Source organism: Methylotenera versatilis 79 (genome assembly GCF_000384375.1).
In the GTDB taxonomy this organism is placed as follows: Bacteria; Pseudomonadota; Gammaproteobacteria; order Burkholderiales; family Methylophilaceae; genus Methylotenera_A; species Methylotenera_A versatilis_B.
The window spans coordinates 1,855,539-1,876,046 of record NZ_ARVX01000001.1 but is presented as its reverse complement, the minus strand read 5'-3'; the positions used below and the strand labels follow the sequence as shown (position 1 = coordinate 1,876,046).

The window sequence follows — 20,508 nt, the reverse complement described above, 5'->3', positions numbered from 1 at the left end:
TATTTATTTATCATTCTATTTGTTGTATATTATATACAAACAAGAATGTATGTAAACATTTTTTTGTTAAATCATGATGGATGTGAGTATTTAGTTTCGGTTTAGATATCTCAAATATACATCTATTATTAAATAAAATTTTAAATAAATGTTAGATTAAATTAAGCGCTTAAATTATGGTAAGAAAAACGAAAGAAGACGCAGAACTCACTCGGCAACGTATTATTGATGCTGCCAAAGAGGTTTTTTTAAAACGTGGCGTCAGTCGCTCTACACTTGAGCACATTGCGTTACAAGCAGATGTAACGCGTGGTGCTGTTTACTGGCATTTTAAAAATAAAACTGAAATTTTTCATGCCATCCGAGATCGGGTATTTTTACCTTTAATCGACCGCATGGACGACACACTTGCTACACCTAGCAAAACAGATGACCCGCTTACCCAGATTGAAAACACCTTGTGCGATACTATCAATGAACTCAATGAGAACATTGAAATGCGACAAATTTATGAAATTATGATGATTAAGTGCGAATATGTGGATGAATTTGCCACAGTGTTACAACAAACTTTAAGTAACTGTTCAAACATCACAGAGAAAATCCAATTTGCTTATGAACGTGCTAAAGAACAAAACCTTTTAGCTGTAACGCATACACCACATGCACTGGCACTTGATACACACTTATTTTTCAGCGGTTTACTACATATGTGGGTAAAAGATGCAGACGGCAGCCGGTTCCGATTCCAAGCCAAAGAACTAATTCAATCACATATTAATTTAAAACGTAAATTAAGTTAGATTTAAAACTTAAAGCTTTAAACTTAAAAAGCTTACGCCGTACTCACTTCGTCAATTGTTTAATTGCTTTTAGTTAAAGTTACTTGTACTATTATTTTAACCAATGTCTATAGCCCAATTGGAACAACCTTGCAGATATTTACAGGCGAAATTTACGGCAAACAAACCGCCGCTAAAGTAGTAATGTACAACGTATTAAAAGTGACTCCATCAAAGGGAGTTTCTGACGAAATCATCACCTTACAAAACATCGACAACCCATTAAGTTTGTTTGAAACTACAGCTCAAAAACTAGCCGCCTCAGGCTACATACGCATCAGCCAGACACCTTATATTGACTTAGAAGCTGCCACACCTAAACGCCGCAAAGCCGTTAAAAAGCCAATCCGTTGCCCGCTTACTTTTGATTTTTTGGAAGAGAGAGCTGATAGCCAAAGACCTGCCCCTATATTGCCTGATTTATTTAGTTAGTTAGTTAACCAGATCCTACTATTTAAAAAGATAAGCTAATTTGGCATATCGCAGATATTTAATAAAGAAAATGATGGTATTAATTAAATTAAATTTAATCGCAGACAAAATAAACATTTTTTTGTAGTAAAGATTTGCTACAGCGCTATTTGATTCTATTAACCTGCTGAATTTTCTACACAGTATCAACCAGTTTTTTTCAGATCGAGTCCAATTTCTACTTGTTAACTGATCCTTTCGATTATCTCTATTCCACACAGCGACATCTTGATCTACATGCACACATTTGTGTTTGCTAACTATTCTAAACATCAAATCAACATCTTCATAAGTAGTCATATTTAAATCAAATTTAATTTCTGTTAATACACTTCTTTTTATTAAAACAGCATTTAGATGAATGTATCTATTTAGCATTACAGAAGCAATTTCCGCCGGCCCTCTGCATACTCCAAGAGAAGTACCATTAAGCCCAATCATCCTTGTATTACCATAGACCATATCTATATCTTTGGATTGTTCAAATGCGTTCTTAAGAATACTTAATTTATCCTGCAGATAATAATCATCGTCGTCTAAAAAGCTAACATACTCACCTTTTGAGAGTTCGATACCACAGTTTCTTGTTGCAGAGGCGGATAAAAATTGATTGGTTCTGTGGATTTTTATTTCCACATTCTCAGGGATCGATATTTTCAGAGTTAGTGGTGTGAGCGACTGATTGTCAATGATAATAATTTCAAGCAACTCATATTGTTGAGACAATATACTTTGCATTGCTCTATTTAGCAGCTCCAGCCTATCTCGGGTGACGATGATGACTGAAATCATTTTGCTAGCATTATTCATAACCCCCTAACATTTAGCTAAATAGCTATATTTTTTACTACTACGTTGGTGGCCCGCCCCATAAATCATGTCCATCCGCACTATAAATCTCAACCTCTACAAAATCACCAGGTGTTAAACCTTCTGCATCTTCCAAATACACCACACCATCAATCTCTGGTGCATCTGCTTTTGTACGCCCTATCGCCTGAAAACTACCATCTTCCAGCTCGTTAATCTCATCGACTAATACGGTTTGCATGCTGCCAATCTTGGTCTGTAGTTTTGCAGCGCTAATGCGCTCTTGCACTTCCATAAACCGTGCTAGGCGCTCTTCTTTGACTTCTTGCGGCACGTGGTCTGGCAGGTCATTGGCTTTTGCACCATCTACTGCTGAATAGGTAAAGCAACCTACCCTATCCAATTGTGCTTCTTCTAAAAAGTCGAGTAGCATTTTGAAGTCATCTTCTGTTTCGCCCGGGAAACCTGCGATAAAGGTACTACGCACGGTAATATCTGGGCAGATTTCGCGCCATGCTTTAATACGCGCTAAATTGTTTTCAGCATGTGCTGGACGCTTCATGGCTTTTAAAATACGCGGGCTGGCGTGTTGAAATGGCACATCTAAGTACGGCAAAATCAAGCCATCAGCCATCAGCGGTATCACTTCATCCACATGTGGATACGGGTATACATAGTGCAAGCGCGTCCAAACACCCAACTCGCTTAAGCTTTGGCAAAGCTCAGTCATACGCGTTTTAACTGGACGACCATTCCAAAAGCCAGGGCGATACTTAACATCCACGCCATAAGCGCTGGTATCTTGTGAAATCACTAAAATCTCTGAAACACCTGCATTCACTAAATTTTCAGCTTCATTCAGCACTTCACCAATTGGGCGGCTGACTAAATCGCCACGCATGCTTGGAATAATGCAGAAACTGCATCGATGATTACAACCTTCTGAAATTTTCAGGTAAGCATAATGGCTAGGCGTTAAACGCACGCCTTGAGGCGGCACTAAATCCGTATATGGATCGTGCAATTTTGGTAAATTAGCATGCACATGCGTCATTACTTCTTCAAGTGCATGCGGGCCTGTGACGGCTAAAACACTTGGATGTGCGGCTTCTACCACGCCTTTTTTTGCGCCTAAACAGCCAGTGACAATCACTTTGCCATTTTTGTGAATCGCTTCACCAATTGCATCTAGCGACTCTTGCACGGCAGAATCAATAAAGCCGCAAGTATTCACCACCACTAAATCAGAGTCTTCATAACTTGCTGATATCTCATAACCTTCTGCGCGAAGTTGAGTGAGAATGCGTTCTGCGTCAGAGCCGGCTTTAGGACAACCAAGCGATACAAAGCCAACTTTTGGCGTAACGTTTAATGCAGATGTTTTCATACGTTTGTTTTCATCAATAGTTTTACTCTAAAAAATAACCGACTAGCCAAATCGATGCGACACCGCAAGTGATAAGGACAAGTTGAGAAATTGTGGCACGTAGTTCGGTACGCTTATGCAAGCTAGGAATTAAATCGGCAACCGCTACATAAAGCATGCTAGCAGCAGCCAATCCTAAAATGGTCGGAATCCAAGTTTGTATATGTGTTAAGGCAAAATAAGCGACAAAACCGCCAACAACGGTAGCTAAACTGGACACTAAGTTAAAAACAAAAGCCTGTTTTTTGCTATAGCCAGAATGCAACAGAATCAAAAAATCGCCCACTTCTTGCGGAATTTCATGCGCAATGATGGCTATTGCCGTGACAATACCAACTTTCACATCCACCATAAAAGCAGACGCAATTAAAATACCATCCACAAAGTTATGAAATGTATCGCCTATCATAATCATTAAACCGCTACGACCATGATCATGCTGCGCGTGATGATGGTGTGCTGTAATAGAGGGTTGCTTTATTGTGACCGTTTTATATTTTGTTGCTGGCGAGTTGCTTGCTAATGAACCATTTGCAAGCATAGTTTCAGTTTGTATTCCGGCATCGGGACAATCATCCGCAGTATGTACCGCATGCACTTCACAATGGTCACCATGACAATGCCGCCAAATAACTAACTTTTCTAAAGCAAAAAATAGCAATATACCCAACAAGACCGTCACCGTGATATGTTTGGGGCTAATGGCAACTTCAATCGCTTCTGGCAAAATCTCTAAAAACACTGCACCTAACATCGCGCCGATTGCATAACTAATCAACATAGGAACAGCGGTTTTACTGATGTTAAGCGCAACCAAAGCTGCACCAGCGACACTTAACATACCGCCAAGCAAGCTAAATAATAATATCCAAAGTAAAACGGAAAAGTCAGGAATGGTCATGCGAACTTATAGATTCAAGAATAAACGGTATTATAGCGTAAGACACTGTTTTAACTGTTATTCCGAAGTGCTCATTAATGCAACTTTATTGCATTAATCTAACTTAACGATAAAAATCAGTTAAATTTTTAAGTTAACCAAATCAGCGTTGCCATGCGCCCCGTCTGATTATCGCGCCGGAATGAGAAAAAGCGTTGCTCATCGGTAAATGTACAATACGCTTCTTGCTGACCGCCGCCATAAACCTGGTTAACGCCTGCACGATTAAGACGTTGATTAGCAAGCTTGTAAATATCCGCTAACCATTTTTCGCCGTTTTCATTGTTAATAAGCGGTTTAAAAGCAAATTCAGCTTGTGCATCTTTTGCAATAAATTGCGCTCTTACTTCACTTCCAACTTCAAACGCTTGTGGGCCAATCGCAGGGCCAAGCCAAGCCATTAATTGATTAGAATCCACTGGAATTTTTCGCACGGTTTCTTCTATCACACCATCACACAGACTTCGCCAACCCGCATGAACGCTCGAGACAGCGGTGCCGGCTTTATCGCACAACAAGATTGGCAAACAATCGGCTGTCATGACTACGCAAACGGTATTGTGGCGCGTGGTAAAACTGGCATCTGAGGCTGGTACGCAATCAGTATTGGCTGCATCTACCACATTAATACCATGAGTTTGATTCATCCAAACGGGCTCAGACGGCACAAATTGGCTCAATAATTGACGATTATGCGCAACATGCAAAGGATCATCCTGCACATGGCTACCTAAATTCAGATTGTTGTATGGCGCCAAACTGATGCCGCCATGTCGAGTGGTTTGCAAGGTATGCACATTGGCAGGTGCGGGCCAATCAGGAATAATAAAATCACTTTTTTTTAGCATATTTTAAATCCCAATTTTTTCATTTTTCTTTAAACCTACTTAATTATCTTCCAACTCGTCATCATCAAAATCTTCAAAGTCATCATCATCGGCCTCGCCTTCATAGTAATCACCGTCTTGATAGCTAAAGTCAAATGACTCTTCATCTTCTAGCGGCGCATCTTCATGCCGCATGGCTTCTAGCAGAACTTTCATATCATCTGCCAGCTCAATCTGCCACTCCATAAACGTCTCTGTTTTAGGATGGATTAAACCCAGCTTTACCGCATGCAAAGCTTGGCGACTAAAATCGCTCACTGCATCACGCAATGTTTGTGTCATCAATTTATGCGGAATGATATTGCCAATTCCGTAAACTGGATCGCCCAACATCGGCGCTTTTAAAAATTGCATGTGTACGCGAATTTGATGCGTGCGACCAGTTTCTAATTGACAGCGTAAGTAAGTGTGTACGCCAAAACGTTCCAGCACTTCATAATGTGTAATGGCTGGCTTGCCAGTACGTGAAATCGCCATTTTTGTACGCGCATGCGAATGGCGGCCAATCGGCTGATTAATGGTGCCATTGCGCCATAATTGTCCCCACACGATGGCTCTGTATTCACGTTTAACTGTTCGCGCCTGCAATTGCCGCACCAAGCTGGTTTGCGCCTCCAGCGTCTTTGCAACGACTAATAAACCACTAGTATCTTTGTCTAGACGATGCACAATGCCGGCACGCGGCACATCACTCAACTGCGGCAAATGGTACAACAGCGCATTCAAAAGCGTGCCACTCCAATTACCAGCCGCTGGGTGTACGACCAAACCAGCAGGCTTGTTAATCACCAAAATGGTGTCATCCTCATACACAATATCCAGCGGAATATTTTCAGGTAGAAAAGCTTGCTCTTGTGGATTAGCTTGCGCAGCAACGTTAACTTGCTCGCCGCCCCACACTTTAGTTTTAGAGGTGACTATTTCACCATTCAATGTCACTAAACCGGCTTTGATCCAAGTTTGTAAGCGAGAGCGCGAATGCGCTGGCAACATTTGTTGCAAAGCAATATCCAATCGCTCACCGCCCAAATTCATGGGAATACTCAGAATTTCGACAGAATTTTCTAAAGTTTGATTGGGCGTTTTTTGTTGTAACTCTTTTTTTGGCATCAGTTTTTACATCAGTTTATTAATGGCTTAAGTTATAATCAACTTAAGTTTATTGTAGGTTTTAAATTGTGAATCGTATTTTACCGCTTTTATGCAAAACCATTGCGGCTTTATTGCTGCCTTTAATACTAACCAGTTGCGCCATTTTTGGTGACCCAACCGAATTAGATGAAACAAAAGGTTGGCAAGCCGACCGCATCTATGCGGAAGGCGAACAAAAAATGATCGATAAAGATTATGATGCGGCCTTAAAGTATTTCCAGATTTTAGACTCTAGATTTCCAAATGGAAAATATGCGACACAAGCGCAATTAGAAATTGCTTACGCTTATTATAAAAAGCAAGATCCCGTTTCTACTGTAGCGGCGGCAGATCGCTTTATTAAACTGCATCCGAATCATCCAAATATTGATTATGCGTATTACATTAAAGGCCTAGCCAGTTTTAATGAGCGCGGGGTACTAGAGAAATATACCGCGCAAGAAATTAGTGATCGCGATCCAAAAACGCTTAAAGTGTCTTTTGCTGCATTAAAAGAATTAGTCGATCGCTATCCAAAAAGCCGTTATTACAATGATGCAACGCAACGGATGATTTATTTAGTTAACACATTGGCGCAACATGAATTGCACGTAGCGCGCTATTACATGAAGCGCACGGCTTACCTAGCAGCATTAAATCGCGCTAAATATGTACTGGAATACTACCCAAACTCTAGCTCGGTTGAAGAAGCATTAGTCATCAGTATTAGCGCTTACGACTACATGGATTTGAATGACTTAAAAGCGGATACCTTACGTATATTGCAAACCAACTATCCTCAAAACCCAATGGTATTAGGCAAAGTCAGTAACGATGAACGCGTTTGGTGGAAGTTTTGGGAAAGTCTTTACTAAGACAGTTAACCTTAAGAATAGTGACGAAAACTAATTTAATTAACTGGTTAATTTGTTATAAGCGCATTTGATCAATGTTGATCAAATGCGCTTAATAAATTACATTAGATTAATGTCTTAACGTTTTTTATCTTCTTCGTCTTTTTTCGCTTTTAATTCAGCACGTTGCGCCGTTTTACGGCGACGCATGCTCACAATACCTTCACCAGCTTTACGTTTCTCAGGCTCGGCAAATGGGTTATCACCTTGTTTAAACTGTACGCGTAATGGCGTGCCGGTTAACTGAAAAGTTTTACGATAAACACCTTCTAAATAGCGCTTATAGCTGTCTTTAATATCATCTACATGACTACCATGCACCACGACAATCGGTGGGTTCATACCGCCTTGGTGGGCGTATTTCAATTTTGGTCTGGTTCCACGGCTAATAGGTGGCTGGTGTTGCGCGATGGCGTCAATCAAAACCCTTGTCAGCTGTGGTGTGGCTAATTTAGCCATTGCCGCTTTGAACGCGCCATCCACGGATACAAATAATTCTGGTAAGCCCTTTTTGCGCAGCGCCGAAATGTAGTGGAATTTAGCAAAATCTAAAAACACCAATTTTCGATCAATTTCTTTTTTGATGAACTCGCGCTCATCTTCTGGCAAACCGTCCCATTTATTCACTGCAACCACTAATGCGCGACCAGCATCTAATATATAAGCGGCTACGTGAGCATCTTGTTCAGTAATGCCTTCTTGCGCATCTACGACTAAAATCGCCACATTAGCGTCTTCAATCGCTTGCATGGTTTTAACAACGGAGAATTTCTCAACTGCTTCAAATACGCGCCCGCGCTTACGAACGCCTGCTGTGTCAATAATGGTATAAGTTTTACCATTTTTTTCTAGGTCGATTTCAATTGAATCACGCGTCGTACCTGGCTCATCAAATGCAATGACGCGTTCTTCACCTAGCAATGCATTAACCAATGTTGATTTTCCTACATTTGGACGGCCAACAATCGCGATTTTAGGCTTTTTAAGATTGGTTCTTACTTCATCAAAATCATGTTCTGGAAAATTTTCTAAAGCCAACTCTACTAAATCTTTAACGCCCTCGCCATGCGCAGAAGAGATTGACAAAGGCTCACCTAAACCTAATTCATGAAAATCAGCCGAAACCACGGCTTTATTCATGCCTTCGGTTTTATTCACTGCTAGCAATACTGGACGTTGTGATTTACGTAATTTATCGGCAATAATAAACTCTTGCGGCGTCATGCCAGCGCGACCATCTACCAAGAAAATGACGACATCGGCTTCATCAATCGCCAACAAAGTTTGGCGCGCCATTTCTTTTAAAATACCACTCTCAGCAGTTGGTTCAAAACCGCCCGTATCAATCACCAAATAAGGCTTACTCGCGCCAATGCCGCGGCCATAATGCCTATCACGCGTTAGGCCTGGCAAATCCGCCACCAACGCGTCACGACTTTTCGTCATGCGATTAAAAAGGGTAGATTTGCCGACGTTAGGTCGGCCGACTAATACAATGGTAGGTAACATAGGTTAGAGCGACTATTTTACACTGATGGCGTAAACGCCACCGTCGCGTGTTTCTGCAATTAATTGCGAAGAGTTGGAACCGGGGATAAGCGACATAACAGCATTACCATCTACTTTGATGCGTGCAGAAAAGTTACCGTCATCGCGGCTTAAGAAATGGATATAGCCTTCTAAATCACCAACGGCAATTAAGTTACCCATCGGCAACGGTGCTGTCAGACGACGATTAGATAATGCGCCTTGCCGCCAAAAAGTCTTTCCATTGGTGTAATCGAGCGAATAAACTGAGCCTAAGGTATGTGAAACGAATATTTTTGCATCTTCCGCACTTAAGCCCGTGTAACTAGAAATATCACGATTCCATAGCACTTTGCCAGTTGCGCGGTCAACTGCTGCAATTTTGCCTTGATAAGCGACTGCGTAAACCATATTGCCATCAATAAAAGGTAAACTGGTTATGTCAGCAATACGCTCAATCTCTGTTACGCCTTTGGGCTGAGCAATAGTCGCTTCCCATATAATTTTGCCAGTATCTGCGCGTATAGCCACTAATTTACCACCCGCAAAACCTGCATACACCGCGCCAGCATCCACAACAAAACCTACACTGCTACGTAATGACAATGCTGGCGTAATGCGCTCATAAACCCATTTGCGGCTACCATCCGTAGCATCTAGGCCGTAGATATGATTATCACCAGATCGCACAATGACCATGCCATCGAAATAACGTGGCACACTCAAAATTTCGCTAGAAATCTTGGATTTCCATAAAAACTTGCCGGCAGTATCCACCGCGTGTACATAGCCCTTGTTACTGCCGACCATCACAATACCGCCGCCAATACCAACACCGCCACTAATAGGCTCGCCAATATTAATGCGCCACACTTCACGCCCGTTAACAGCATCTAGCTTGGTTAACTCACCTTTTGTATTGGCGACATAAACTGCATCTGAATCTTTTGCTGGCGTGTAGTCATATTTATCGGTTTTTCCCGCATTAGCCGACCAGTCAATTTTCGCCACATAAGTAGCTTTAAATTCCTCCAATTGAGCAGGTGGATTAGGCGGTTCACGGCCAAACAATTTGTCAGCAAGATCAGAACGAAACTCAGTTAACACACTGCAAGCGCTCAATAACGCTAAGCATGCAATCAAGGAATATTGAATAATTGGTTTACGCATTGTGTCAGTCAACCACTAAACGCCAAGTGATTCAAGTTTTTGACGTGTGTATTGCTGAAATTTTCCTAACGAATCTAGCTCAGTTAAGGCTGTTTGATACGCTTTTTTTGCCTCTGCTTTTTTACCTTGCGCCATATAGATGTCGCCTTTTAAATCTTCTTTCAAACCTGTAAAGCCTTTGTCATCATCACTTGATAACAATTTTAGCGCGGCATCGTAGCTTTTCTCTTCAAACAGAATACCTGCCAACTGCAGGCTGGCGATTGCTTTAGTCGTACTTTCTTTAGCATTTTTAGCTGCCCACTCTAAATGAATTTTGGCATTTTTATCATCTTTGGCATCAATATTGATTTTTGCTGCATAAATCGCTGCACGTCCCGCATAGGGTGTTCCCGCATAATCTGCAGTCAATTTTGTTGCTTTCGCTTGAATATCAGCCACTTTGCTTACATCGGTTGTCACTAAAGCTTGATACAAAATAGAGGCTTCAACCGATTTTTTGCCTTGAAAATATTGAAAACCTTGCCATGCGGCATAGGCTACTAACACAGCCAATATTAAGTTGGTAACTATCTTGCCATTCTTTTTCCACCAAGCTTTAAACTCATCTAACTGCTCTTGTTCTTCTAAATCGTATGCCATTACTATTTCTCTCTAAATAACTATTTATATAAAACTTAAGCTGCTTTTCGGCCAGGAATTGCACTTAATAATTGTTGTGTATACGGCTGCTGCGGTGCGTTGTAAATTTCTACTACATTGCCTTGTTCAACGATTCTACCTTTATGCATGACGACCATTTCTTCAGCAATATGCCGCACTACTCTTAAATCATGGCTAATGAACAGATAACTCAAGTTCATCTCGCGCTGTAATTCTTTTAACAACAACAAAATCTGCGCCTGTACTGATACATCAAGTGCAGAAACCGGCTCATCGCACACCACTACTTTTGGCTCTAACACTAGAGCACGTGCAATTCCGATGCGTTGGCGTTGGCCACCAGAGAACTGATGGGGATATTTAAGCGCATCATTTGCCTTTAGTCCAACACGTTCGAGCATTTGATACACTTTATTTTTTTGTGCATCCACACTCCCTAAACCATGAATCAGCAAACCCTCACCAACAATCTCACCAACACGCATGCGGGGATTAAGCGAGGCAAATGGATCTTGAAATACCATTTGCAGATTTTTGCGCTCTGTTCTAAGCGATTGCGCGTCTAATTTAGCTAAATTCTTCCCTTGAAACAGCACTTCACCGCTGTCCAAAGGTTGCAATTGTAACAGACAACGTGCCAAGGTGGATTTACCAGAACCAGATTCACCGACTATAGCTAATGTAGAGCCCGCTTTAAGCGCAATACTGACGTCATCTAGTGCTTTAATTTTTGTTTGCCCAAAACCAAAACGCCCACTGCTTTGGGAGTAGGTTTTAACCAAATGATTGGCCTGCAAAATAATGTTGCTGGCATCAATCTTGGTCATGCTGCAACCTTGCTATCTTTTAGCCAAGCGTAATCAATGGGCTTAAGCTGTTTTTTACCTTCATAATCAGGCACGCAGGCCAACAAAGCTTTGGTATAAGGATGCTGAGGTTTTTCTAGCACTTGTTTTTTTGTACCCGTTTCAACAATCTCGCCTCTAAACATCACGATCACATCATCTGCAATATCAGTTACAACGCCAAAATCGTGCGTAATAAATAACATTGCCATGTTCATGCGCGTTTTAAGCTCATCTAGTAATTGCAAAATTTGTGCTTGCACGGTCATATCCAGCGCTGTCGTTGGTTCATCTGCGATTAATAATGCTGGTTCGCAGGCAATACTCATTGCAATCATCACGCGTTGGCGCTGGCCGCCAGACAATTCATCTGGATAACTATTTGCGCGCTCCATTGGGATACCGACTTGCTGCAATAAGCTTTCAACGCGCAATTTCAAACCAGAACCTTTTAAGCCTAGATGTGCCGTGAGCGATTCACCAATTTGATAACCGACAGTTAAAACAGGGTTAAGTGAAGTCATCGGTTCTTGAAAAATCATGCCGATTTTAGCGCCGCGTATTTTCTGCAAAGCTTTATTATCTAGTTGAGCAATATTTTGACCTTTAAATATGACGCTGCCAGTTGATTGCAATTGTTTAGATAGCAAACCCATTATGCTGAGTGCCGTTAAGCTTTTTCCACTGCCAGATTCACCGACGATACAAGTCGTTTTGCCAGCGGATAAACTTAACGTTGCATCTTTGACCAAAAATCGATTCGGCTCGTTTTTTGGCGTGACGGTTAAATGGCTGATGTTTAGAATTTCGCTCATGGTTTACTCAATGTTGTAAACAATCGTCACCACAACGCGCGCAGTTTTATTGATGGTGGATTTGTCGTAAACGCCGCCATAGCTATCATCACCCGCATCGCCACCTACTGGTAAGATATAAAATGCACCTTGGCTGGCCGATTTCATCACACCTACTTTTACCCCATCTTGCTTAACAAATTCTGTCGCGCGACTGCGTGCATTTTTAGTGGCATCGGCAATTAAAGACATTTTGATGGCTTCTAGATTACCGACTAGATAATTAGGCGGCTGCGCGGATACTGGATGATTTTCTGCGCGTAATTGCAAAAATGCTTTATTTGCAGCGGTAATTTTAGTTAAATCTTGACTTGTGACACGGATATTTTGATAAGCATCAAAGCCATTTTGCACTTGGCGCGGCGTATCTTTTACAAATATCTCTTCATAATGCGGGCCAATCGTTTCAACATCTGCTGACCAAGTTTCATTGCCCAAACCTTGTTTAGTCAAAAACGCTTCGACTACTTTTCGCTCTTTTGCCAAACTTTCCAATGCGCTTGCTTGCGTCAGTTGTGATACACCAATAGTGATTGCCCATTCTGCGCTATCTGCCTTAATCGGCTTTTCGGCCAAACCTTTTACGGTAATCGATTGTTGTCCAGCAACCGCACGCTTAGCTTGTACGCCCAATATAAACGCTGCACTTGCCATGCCAATCGCCAATAATAAACCCAGCACGATAATGGCAGTTGAAAACTGTTTATTCTCTGTCTGTCTATTCTCGGACATATATTCCTCTGATTAGCTGCCGCGATTCACTAGCGACGCAATAAATTAACCACTTCGCTCAGTTTACAACGTTTTTGTTCGCCCGCTTGCAATAAGGGTTTTATGGATAGTTCATTTGCCGCTGCTTCATCATCACCGATAATCGCTGCAAAATGCGCGCCGCTTCTATCCGCTTTTTTCATTTGTGATTTAAAGCTGCCACCACCTGCATGCAATACGACACTTAAACCAAAACTGCGTAAGGCTTCTGCTGTCATAAACGCTTGTTTTTCAGCTAAATCGCCCACGTTAACCAAATAAATATCTGGTGAATTTGTAGCAATCACACCATACTCTTGCATCAATAAGAACACGCGCTCCAAACCAATACCAAAACCGCAGGCAGGCGTAGCGTTCCCACCCAAACGCTCTACTAAAGCGTCATAACGTCCACCACCTGCAATCGTTCCTTGCGCACCAAGCTTTGTCGTCACCCATTCGAACACGGTGCGATTGTAATAATCCAAACCACGCACTAGGCGATGATTAATCACAAAAGCAATGCCTGATCCATTCAGCAAGTGACAGAGCTTTTCAAAATGGGTTCGACTCGCCTCACCTAAACAATCCATCAATTTAGGTGCTGCTTCGCACAACTCCTGCATGCGCGGATTTTTTGTATCCAAGATACGCATCGGGTTTGTATGCAAACGGCGTTTTGCATCTTCATCCAGTAAATCCAAATGTTGCTCAAAATAATGGATTAAGTTTTGACGGTATTCCGCACGCTCACTTGCATCGCCAATACTATTGATCTGTAATTCAACATCCGTAATACCCAGTTCACGCCACAATCTCGCCAGCAAGACGATTTGTTCTGCATCCACATCTGGGCCATCAAAACCAAAGGCTTCTACACCAACTTGGTGAAACTGGCGCTGGCGTCCTTTTTGCACATTCTCATGCCTAAACATGGGCCCTGAATACCACAAACGTTGCGGGCCATTGTAAGTTAAATTATGTTCGACCACCGCCCGCACGCAGCCTGCCGTGCCTTCTGGGCGCAAAGTGAGTTTGTCACCATTCAGTTTGTCTTCCCACGCGTACATTTCTTTTTCCACGATATCGGTATGTTCACCCACCGAGCGTACAAACAAATCGGTCGGCTCTACAAGCGGCATGCGAATATTATTGTAGCCATATTGACCCAATATATGCCTTGCTGTGTCTTCTAGCTTAAACCATAGCGGTGTCGCTTCTGGCAAAATATCGTAGAAGCCTTTTATACTTTGAAATTTTGTATTACTGGATTTGGTATTAGACACGATTTATATTGGAACACGATTTATGTTAGAAATGGTACAGCCGTTATTTAGTTAATCGATTGAATTGGAATGGTTTTTTGCACTACTGCGACACGCAATTTACCGCCTTCGGCATAATTTCTTTGTACATACGCTTCTACAATCGCCTGAAATTCTTGCGCAATATAATCACCTTTTAAAGTGACCGTTTTTTCACCATCTACGAAAACGGGCGCAACCGGCGTTTCGCCTGTGCCAGGCAAACTAATGCCGATGTTGGCCAATTTAGATTCACCAGGCCCATTTACCACGCAACCCATCACAGCCACGCTCATATCTTCTACACCAGGATAAGCGCTGCGCCAAACTGGCATTTGTACGCGCAAATAGCTCTGGATTTGCATGGCCAACTCTTGAAAATAGGTTGAGGTGGTACGACCGCAACCAGGGCAAGCCGTGACTAACGGTGTGAATGAGCGAATACCCATTGTCTGTAAAATCTCTTGCGCAACAACTACTTCTTTTGTTCGAGATTCGTTTGGTTCTGGCGTTAAGCTCACGCGAATCGTGTCGCCAATGCCTTGTTGCAACAGTAATGACAATGCCGCAGTAGAAGCAACAATGCCTTTAGAACCCATACCTGCTTCAGTTAAGCCTAAATGTAACGGGTAATCACAACGATTAGCTAAATCCACATAGACCTTTACTAAGTCTTGCACATTGCTAACTTTGCAAGAAATGATAATTTGATTAGGGTCTAAACCAATATCAACCGCTTGTTGCGCGCTTTCTAAAGCGGATTGTATCAATGCTTCACGCATCAAGGCATCCGACGATAATGGCTCTACAAGCTTCGCATTATCATCCATCATCTGCGCCATTTTTGCTTGGTCTAAACTGCCCCAGTTAACACCTATGCGCACTGATTTTTTGTATTGAATCGCAGCTTCAATCATCGCCGCAAATTGCTCATCGCGCTTGCTGCCTTTGCCCACATTACCAGGGTTAATGCGATATTTAGCCAAACTTTTTGCACAATCAGGATAAGCCGCTAGTAATTTATGGCCGTTATAGTGAAAATCGCCGACCAAAGGAACATTGCAACCTAACGCATCTAAACCCGCGCGAATATTGCCTACTTGCGCGGCGGCTTCTGGTGAATTAACGGTAATGCGTACGACTTCACTACCCGCTTGCCACAACTCAAACACTTGTTGGATAGTGGCTTGCGCATCGGCGGTATCTGTATTCGTCATACTTTGCACCACGACAGGAGCATTAACAGTGCCATATAAGCCACCGCCTACTGGCACATTGCCTATCATGACTTGACGGGTAATTCTACGCATGAATAACGACTCTACAATTCCAATGATTCTAATTTAAGTTATTCTAACTTTAGTCGCGCAACATTCACGCGCGTATGCGGCGCCAAATCGACGGATTTTCCGTTCACCATTAAACTCGCGCCGGCGGCATTACCAAACACTAAATCCAAAGGCGGCTTGGCTTCTACTGTTTGACGACTGCCCGCAAAAATGATTTTATTGTAAATCTGTTTTCCGCTTGCATCTGTCACGCTCACCCATGTTTCTTGGCTAGCAGCGAACTCTAGGTGAATCAAACCGACATCAGCAACTGGCGCATTAACTGGCGTTGCGGGATTTAAAACTAGTTGTGCACTTGCAGTAGCAGAAGTATTGGCCACTGGTTGCGTTGGTGTTGGATTCGATGATGTTGTAGCAGGAGTTTGATTCACTCCTGAAACATCCCCAGACGCAGGCGGTGGAAGTGTAATTTCAGTAGATGGAGCAACGTCACCTGCAGGTGCAATTTCAGCGGGCTGCTCAGTCCGCTCCGCTGCTGGCAAAGCTTGCTGCGGCAACGATTCTAATTTATCAGCATTAGCAGTTGGTACAGTCGGACTTGGTTTTTCAATATAATGCTGATAAAAAAGCCATGCAGCTATTGCCAATATAAATAGTACAACTAATGCAATATATCGCCCTGTTTTGGGCTTTTTATAGCCTGTCACTTTCATGGTGCTGCTGGGTTTTAGCATAAAAGCCAAAGGCTGCTTACTTGGCACCAAAACATTGTAGGCATCTAACAACGGGTCTGCTTCTAGCTTAAGTAATTTGGCGTAGTTGCGAATGAATCCTCTCACAATTGTGGATTCTGGCAACGCTGAAAAATTATCCGCTTCAATCGCCTCAATCTGCTTATTGCTTATTTTAAGTTTGCTCGCCACATCATTTAACGACAAGCCTTGCTTTTCACGCGCGATACGCAAAGCGCCGCCGCAACGCGAACGTGAATAAGCATCCGACTGATTGGCATCAGTAGCTGAGGCGGTGATTGTATTCACATTTTCCAGTTCAACTGTTTTTTTCGCTTCATCATTATCGGTATTTTTACGTGCCATATTGTCGCCTTACGTTTAGCAAATGATTATTGACCGCTTATTAACCAGCCAGTTTGTTCAGATTTTGGATACTGCTGACGCAATTGCAGCGCATAGCTCGCCTCATTATCTCGCCCACCTAAAACACGCTCAATCTTAATAGCCAACCACAATGCCTCTGGGCTGGACGCAGCGATTAAAACATTTTGCAGACTAGTTTTTGCAGCGACTACCTCACCACGTTTAAATTGGATTTCTGCCAATTGATAAGCCGCTGAATACGTTAATGGCTGTAATTGCAGCGCTTTATTCAAATAGATTTCCGCATTTGCAGTATCGTTTTTACGTGCAGAACAAATCCCCGCATTGGCGTAGGCCAAATTTGGCGTCGCATAAAGCGGATTTTTTACCGCCTCTAAAAAATGCGTAATCGATTCATCATAGCGTTTTCTTGCACACAAAAAGCTACCGTAATTATTATGTGATTCCGAACTCTTAGGATCAGTCTGAATGGCTTTTTTAAAATTAGCATCCGCTTTAGCATCTTCACCCAAAGCCGCTTGTACCAATGCCAAACCATTATAGGCTGGCGAATAATTCGGGTCGATCTTCGTAGCGATAGTAAATTCATTTAATGCGATTTCATATTTACTCTGCTGCAAATAAGCTGCGGCTAAATCGCTATGTGCGCGTGCGCGTTCGGTATCAGCAGATTCGCCGTAAATACCCTGGCTACTACTTTGCGTGGTAGTTACGCAAGCTGCTAATGGCAAAGTTAACAACCCAAATGCCAGCATTTTTATTGATTTTACGTGTATCAATTTCCTTAAACTTGCTAAATCTACGCTTGTTAAACTTAACTTCATGCAACCGCCTCAATGGGAATACTTTTCTTAGCTTGGTTGAGCTGGCTACGTTTAGTTTTATCTAACACTTTGCCCGCCAATTGCCCACATGCCGCATCAATATCATCACCGCGCGTTTTACGCACAGTCACGATATAGCCTGCTTGCATTAAAATATCACGGAACACGCGAATATGGCTAGGCTTAGACGTTTCGTAACCGCTGTTAGGGAACGGATTAAATGGAATCAAATTCAGCTTGCATGGCACATTTTTAATCACATCCAACAACTGATGCGCATGTTCAACCGTATCATTTACGCCGTCCAGCATCACATATTCAAACGTCACAAAATCGCGCGGTGCTTTTTCTAAATAGCGATTACATGCTGCTATTAATTCTTTAATTGGATACTTTTTATTGATTGGCACAATTACATCGCGCAACGCATCATTCGGCGCATGCAGACTGACGGCCAATGCAACAGGACAGTCTTCTTTCAACCTATCCATCGCCGGCACAATGCCGCTGGTGGAAAGCGTGACACGACGACGGCTTAAACCATACGCGCTGTCATCCAGCATAATCTGCATGGCAGTCACGACATTATCGTAATTAGTTAACGGTTCGCCCATGCCCATCATCACCACATTTGAAATGATGCGGTCATTGGCAGAAAGCAGATCATAACCACTTTCTGAGCGTAACGATTTATTAGCGATCGCCAACTGCCCAATGATTTCTGACACACTTAAATTGCGGTTAAAACCCTGCGCGCCGGTACTACAAAATGTGCAAGCCAATGCACAACCCACTTGGCTGGAAATACACAAAGTACCACGGTCATCTTCTGGGATAAATACGGTTTCAATGCTACTGGCAGCACCAGTTTTAAGGTCATCTGTGCCGATTAACCATTTGCGCGTACCGTCATTAGATATTTGCTCTAACTGCACATTCGGCAAAGTAATTTCAGTACTTAATGCTAATTTTTCACGTAAATTTTTGGCAATATCTGTCATCTGCGCAAAATCGTGCACACCAAAATGATGCATCCAGCGCATCAATTGCTTGGCGCGAAAAGGCTTCTCACCGATACTTGCAAAGTAATCGGCGAGTTGTGGTTGATTGTAATTTAATAAATTAATCAAATACTTAACCTTTAAATAACATCAAAAAGTTAACGCTAAAATTAACCAAAGAAATATTTAATTTCAATCGCTGCGTTTTCAGCAGAATCACTACCATGCACAGCATTTGCATCGATACTTTCAGCAAAGTCTGCGCGAATCGTACCAGCAGCCGCATCTTTAGGGTTTGTTGCGCCCATCAAATCACGATTTTTCAACACAGCGCCTTCGCCTTCTAACGCTTGAATCATTACAGGGCCAGAAATCATGAATTTAACTAAATCGTTAAAAAACGGACGTGCTGCGTGCACAGCATAGAAACCTTCAGCCTCAGCTTTAGTCAATTGCGTCAATTTAGCTGCAACGATTTTTAAACCGGCGTTTTCAAAACGCGTATAAATTTGACCAATCACGTTTTTTGCCACTGCGTCAGGTTTGATAATGCTAAGGGTACGCTCTACTGCCATTTGAAACTCCACAAGATTTAAAATAAAAATAATTAAATGAACAACTTAGAAAGATGCAAATTCTAACATTTTTGATGGATTTGATAAACCATAAAAATTATTATTCCAATTGCATTACTTACAAGATAAATTTTGTTTATAGAAATTGCATAACCTAATTTTATCTTTCAAATTAATAAAAGACCTCATCAATTCCTACAAAAAAATCCGTATCTATCCTATACGTTAGGTAGATGATGTTCACTAATATTCGTATTACACCTCAGTTGTTAAAAACTGATTTCACCGCTTAATTTAGGAGAATGATATGAATACGATTAAAACTAATCCACTTTTTTCATTAAAGGCAGGCTTATTGATTGCAGCTAGCTGTTTTGCATTAAGCAACCCTGCTTTTGCAGATGAAGAATTTTACGGCACCGTTGAAAGCCGTCCGGCTGAAAATCCTGGCATTTGGGTCGTTAGTGGTCAACAGGTTGAAGTGACGGATAAAACGAAAATTGATAATGATCACGGCCCGTTAGTTGTGGGCTCATGTGTTGAAGTTGAGCACAAAAAAGGTGTAGTAAAAGAGCTTGAGTCTGCCAAGCCAGTTAAATGTGGTAAAAAATAATTAACTGAAGATTTTTGTTACAAAAAAAGAGGCTATAGCCTCTTTTTTCATTTATTCACTTTCACTCACTCAATTTAATTCTTGCGCTTTAAAGTTTTGAGTGATTTTCGAGCATCGTCTTTACTCGCATCAAAAATATGAACCGATAACGATATCTCGCGCAGAAAACAACCTAAGCCAACAATCAAGCTTGCCATGGTGACAATAAATAAAATTGAAACGATGCGCGATGGGTCAATATGGACCACTGCACCTACAAATAAAGCACCAATAACCAGTGAAACAAACAGTGCAGATGCGGTGCATAGCGTAATGGCCCAATGCACCCACGATGCGCGAACAGATAATATAGATAACTCGTTTAATTTATTTTGAGGCAATGCAATTTCCGTTTCGTTTAGCACTCTATAACGGTCAACTATTCGGCCAAGTCGGCCTGTAAGTACGCTTAAAATGGCGCCGATGCCGGTTAGCAAAAATACAGGTGCAACGGCTAATTGAATCACATGTGCGACGTTGGTTAAATTTTCGGTAATAATTTGCATATGCTTTTT

General features: G+C 42.0%; 22 protein-coding genes. 4 read left to right on the top strand and 18 right to left on the bottom strand.

All coding sequences use genetic code 11. The annotated features are described in order from the left end of the window. Positions 1-176: 176 nt before the first annotated feature. Together METVE_RS0109110 and METVE_RS0109105 are read left to right on the top strand one after the other, a co-directional pair. On the top strand, positions 177-803 hold the full coding sequence (locus METVE_RS0109110) for a TetR family transcriptional regulator (RefSeq protein WP_020168167.1): 627 nt from the start codon (positions 177-179) through the stop codon (positions 801-803). A gap of 129 nt (positions 804-932) precedes the next feature. Then, on the top strand, positions 933-1,274 hold the full coding sequence (locus METVE_RS0109105; protein WP_020184108.1) for a hypothetical protein: 342 nt from the start codon (positions 933-935) through the stop codon (positions 1,272-1,274). An 18-nt stretch (positions 1,275-1,292) separates the two neighbouring features. Here METVE_RS0109105 and METVE_RS0109100 read toward each other — a convergent pair whose 3' ends face one another. The 5 genes from METVE_RS0109100 to rluD form a co-directional block, all read right to left on the bottom strand. After that, a complete protein-coding gene (locus METVE_RS0109100) occupies positions 1,293-2,123 on the bottom strand; it encodes a glycosyltransferase (RefSeq protein WP_020168165.1) in 831 nt (276 codons plus the stop codon). A gap of 40 nt (positions 2,124-2,163) precedes the next feature. Continuing rightward, positions 2,164-3,510 (bottom strand): 30S ribosomal protein S12 methylthiotransferase RimO, encoded by a 1,347-nt coding sequence (gene rimO / locus METVE_RS0109095; RefSeq protein WP_020168164.1) that lies wholly within the window; start codon positions 3,508-3,510, stop codon positions 2,164-2,166. Positions 3,511-3,532: 22 nt separating this feature from the next. Further along, a complete protein-coding gene (locus METVE_RS0109090; protein WP_020168163.1) occupies positions 3,533-4,450 on the bottom strand; it encodes a ZIP family metal transporter in 918 nt (305 codons plus the stop codon). A gap of 128 nt (positions 4,451-4,578) precedes the next feature. After that, positions 4,579-5,337 (bottom strand): peptidoglycan editing factor PgeF, encoded by a 759-nt coding sequence (gene pgeF, locus METVE_RS0109085; protein WP_020168162.1) that lies wholly within the window; start codon positions 5,335-5,337, stop codon positions 4,579-4,581. 39 nt (positions 5,338-5,376) lie between these two features. After that, the gene (rluD, locus tag METVE_RS0109080; RefSeq protein WP_020168161.1) at positions 5,377-6,486 is read right to left on the bottom strand and encodes a 23S rRNA pseudouridine(1911/1915/1917) synthase RluD; all 1,110 of its coding nucleotides are present in this window, start codon (positions 6,484-6,486) and stop codon (positions 5,377-5,379) included. A 68-nt stretch (positions 6,487-6,554) separates the two neighbouring features. Between rluD and METVE_RS0109075 the strand changes: the two genes are divergently transcribed. Then, positions 6,555-7,382 carry an outer membrane protein assembly factor BamD gene (locus METVE_RS0109075; protein WP_020168160.1) on the top strand — a complete coding sequence of 276 codons (828 nt, stop codon included), beginning with the start codon at positions 6,555-6,557 and terminating at the stop codon, positions 7,380-7,382. Positions 7,383-7,499: 117 nt separating this feature from the next. On the opposite strand, the gene der is transcribed toward METVE_RS0109075, so the two are convergent. From der to ndk, 12 genes are read right to left on the bottom strand one after another with little or no spacing between them, the layout of a single operon-like run. Then, a complete protein-coding gene (gene der, locus METVE_RS0109070) occupies positions 7,500-8,930 on the bottom strand; it encodes a ribosome biogenesis GTPase Der (protein ID WP_020168159.1) in 1,431 nt (476 codons plus the stop codon). Positions 8,931-8,942: 12 nt separating this feature from the next. Beyond that, positions 8,943-10,118 (bottom strand): outer membrane protein assembly factor BamB, encoded by a 1,176-nt coding sequence (bamB, locus tag METVE_RS0109065; RefSeq protein ID WP_020168158.1) that lies wholly within the window; start codon positions 10,116-10,118, stop codon positions 8,943-8,945. Between the two features lie 15 nt (positions 10,119-10,133). Then, positions 10,134-10,760, bottom strand: coding sequence for a YfgM family protein (locus METVE_RS0109060; protein WP_020168157.1), 627 nt, complete (start codon positions 10,758-10,760; stop codon positions 10,134-10,136). Positions 10,761-10,795: 35 nt separating this feature from the next. Continuing rightward, the gene (locus METVE_RS12710; protein ID WP_020168156.1) at positions 10,796-11,608 is read right to left on the bottom strand and encodes an ATP-binding cassette domain-containing protein; all 813 of its coding nucleotides are present in this window, start codon (positions 11,606-11,608) and stop codon (positions 10,796-10,798) included. Further along, positions 11,605-12,441: an ATP-binding cassette domain-containing protein gene (locus METVE_RS12705; RefSeq protein WP_020168155.1), complete on the bottom strand. Its 837-nt coding sequence runs from the start codon at positions 12,439-12,441 to the stop codon at positions 11,605-11,607. Before METVE_RS12705 ends, METVE_RS12710 begins: the two co-directional genes overlap by 4 nt. Positions 12,442-12,444: 3 nt before the next feature. Beyond that, on the bottom strand, positions 12,445-13,212 hold the full coding sequence (locus METVE_RS0109050) for an SIMPL domain-containing protein (RefSeq protein ID WP_020168154.1): 768 nt from the start codon (positions 13,210-13,212) through the stop codon (positions 12,445-12,447). A 29-nt stretch (positions 13,213-13,241) separates the two neighbouring features. Next, entirely contained in the window at positions 13,242-14,516 is a 1,275-nt protein-coding gene (gene hisS / locus METVE_RS0109045) for a histidine--tRNA ligase (protein ID WP_020168153.1), read from the bottom strand. A 47-nt stretch (positions 14,517-14,563) separates the two neighbouring features. Then, the gene (ispG, locus tag METVE_RS0109040) at positions 14,564-15,844 is read right to left on the bottom strand and encodes a flavodoxin-dependent (E)-4-hydroxy-3-methylbut-2-enyl-diphosphate synthase (protein WP_020168152.1); all 1,281 of its coding nucleotides are present in this window, start codon (positions 15,842-15,844) and stop codon (positions 14,564-14,566) included. A gap of 38 nt (positions 15,845-15,882) precedes the next feature. Further along, complete coding sequence (locus METVE_RS0109035) at positions 15,883-16,920, bottom strand: RodZ domain-containing protein (RefSeq protein WP_020168151.1); 1,038 nt, start codon at positions 16,918-16,920, stop codon at positions 15,883-15,885. Positions 16,921-16,946: 26 nt separating this feature from the next. Beyond that, entirely contained in the window at positions 16,947-17,765 is an 819-nt protein-coding gene (pilW, locus tag METVE_RS0109030; protein WP_020168150.1) for a type IV pilus biogenesis/stability protein PilW, read from the bottom strand. Then, positions 17,762-18,895, bottom strand: coding sequence for a 23S rRNA (adenine(2503)-C(2))-methyltransferase RlmN (gene rlmN, locus METVE_RS0109025; protein WP_020168149.1), 1,134 nt, complete (start codon positions 18,893-18,895; stop codon positions 17,762-17,764). The genes pilW and rlmN overlap by 4 nt, the downstream gene beginning before the upstream one ends. A gap of 41 nt (positions 18,896-18,936) precedes the next feature. After that, positions 18,937-19,341 (bottom strand): nucleoside-diphosphate kinase, encoded by a 405-nt coding sequence (gene ndk / locus METVE_RS0109020; RefSeq protein WP_020168148.1) that lies wholly within the window; start codon positions 19,339-19,341, stop codon positions 18,937-18,939. 307 nt (positions 19,342-19,648) lie between these two features. Here ndk and METVE_RS0109015 point away from each other — a divergent pair, with 307 nt between their 5' ends. After that, positions 19,649-19,954, top strand: a complete 306-nt coding sequence (locus METVE_RS0109015; RefSeq protein ID WP_020168147.1) for a DUF5666 domain-containing protein — start codon at positions 19,649-19,651, stop codon at positions 19,952-19,954. Between the two features lie 74 nt (positions 19,955-20,028). On the opposite strand, the gene METVE_RS0109010 is transcribed toward METVE_RS0109015, so the two are convergent. After that, complete coding sequence (locus tag METVE_RS0109010; protein ID WP_332309917.1) at positions 20,029-20,499, bottom strand: DUF2721 domain-containing protein; 471 nt, start codon at positions 20,497-20,499, stop codon at positions 20,029-20,031. Positions 20,500-20,508 lie beyond the last annotated feature (9 nt).

Excerpts from the sequence above, each read along its gene's own strand:
- METVE_RS0109110 (WP_020168167.1), top strand. The coding sequence starts at position 177 with ATGGTAAGAAAAACGAAAGAAGACGCAGAACTCACTCGGCAACGTATT.
- METVE_RS0109100 (WP_020168165.1), bottom strand. The coding sequence starts at position 2,123 with ATGAATAATGCTAGCAAAATGATTTCAGTCATCATCGTCACCCGAGAT.
- rimO (WP_020168164.1), bottom strand. The coding sequence starts at position 3,510 with ATGAAAACATCTGCATTAAACGTTACGCCAAAAGTTGGCTTTGTATCG.
- METVE_RS0109090 (WP_020168163.1), bottom strand. The coding sequence starts at position 4,450 with ATGACCATTCCTGACTTTTCCGTTTTACTTTGGATATTATTATTTAGC.
- pgeF (WP_020168162.1), bottom strand. The coding sequence starts at position 5,337 with ATGCTAAAAAAAAGTGATTTTATTATTCCTGATTGGCCCGCACCTGCC.
- rluD (WP_020168161.1), bottom strand. The coding sequence starts at position 6,486 with ATGCCAAAAAAAGAGTTACAACAAAAAACGCCCAATCAAACTTTAGAA.
- der (WP_020168159.1), bottom strand. The coding sequence starts at position 8,930 with ATGTTACCTACCATTGTATTAGTCGGCCGACCTAACGTCGGCAAATCT.
- bamB (WP_020168158.1), bottom strand. The coding sequence starts at position 10,118 with ATGCGTAAACCAATTATTCAATATTCCTTGATTGCATGCTTAGCGTTA.
- METVE_RS0109060 (WP_020168157.1), bottom strand. The coding sequence starts at position 10,760 with ATGGCATACGATTTAGAAGAACAAGAGCAGTTAGATGAGTTTAAAGCT.
- METVE_RS12710 (WP_020168156.1), bottom strand. The coding sequence starts at position 11,608 with ATGACCAAGATTGATGCCAGCAACATTATTTTGCAGGCCAATCATTTG.
- METVE_RS12705 (WP_020168155.1), bottom strand. The coding sequence starts at position 12,441 with ATGAGCGAAATTCTAAACATCAGCCATTTAACCGTCACGCCAAAAAAC.
- METVE_RS0109050 (WP_020168154.1), bottom strand. The coding sequence starts at position 13,212 with ATGTCCGAGAATAGACAGACAGAGAATAAACAGTTTTCAACTGCCATT.
- ispG (WP_020168152.1), bottom strand. The coding sequence starts at position 15,844 with ATGCGTAGAATTACCCGTCAAGTCATGATAGGCAATGTGCCAGTAGGC.
- METVE_RS0109035 (WP_020168151.1), bottom strand. The coding sequence starts at position 16,920 with ATGGCACGTAAAAATACCGATAATGATGAAGCGAAAAAAACAGTTGAA.
- pilW (WP_020168150.1), bottom strand. The coding sequence starts at position 17,765 with ATGAAGTTAAGTTTAACAAGCGTAGATTTAGCAAGTTTAAGGAAATTG.
- ndk (WP_020168148.1), bottom strand. The coding sequence starts at position 19,341 with ATGGCAGTAGAGCGTACCCTTAGCATTATCAAACCTGACGCAGTGGCA.
- METVE_RS0109015 (WP_020168147.1), top strand. The coding sequence starts at position 19,649 with ATGAATACGATTAAAACTAATCCACTTTTTTCATTAAAGGCAGGCTTA.
- METVE_RS0109010 (WP_332309917.1), bottom strand. The coding sequence starts at position 20,499 with ATGCAAATTATTACCGAAAATTTAACCAACGTCGCACATGTGATTCAA.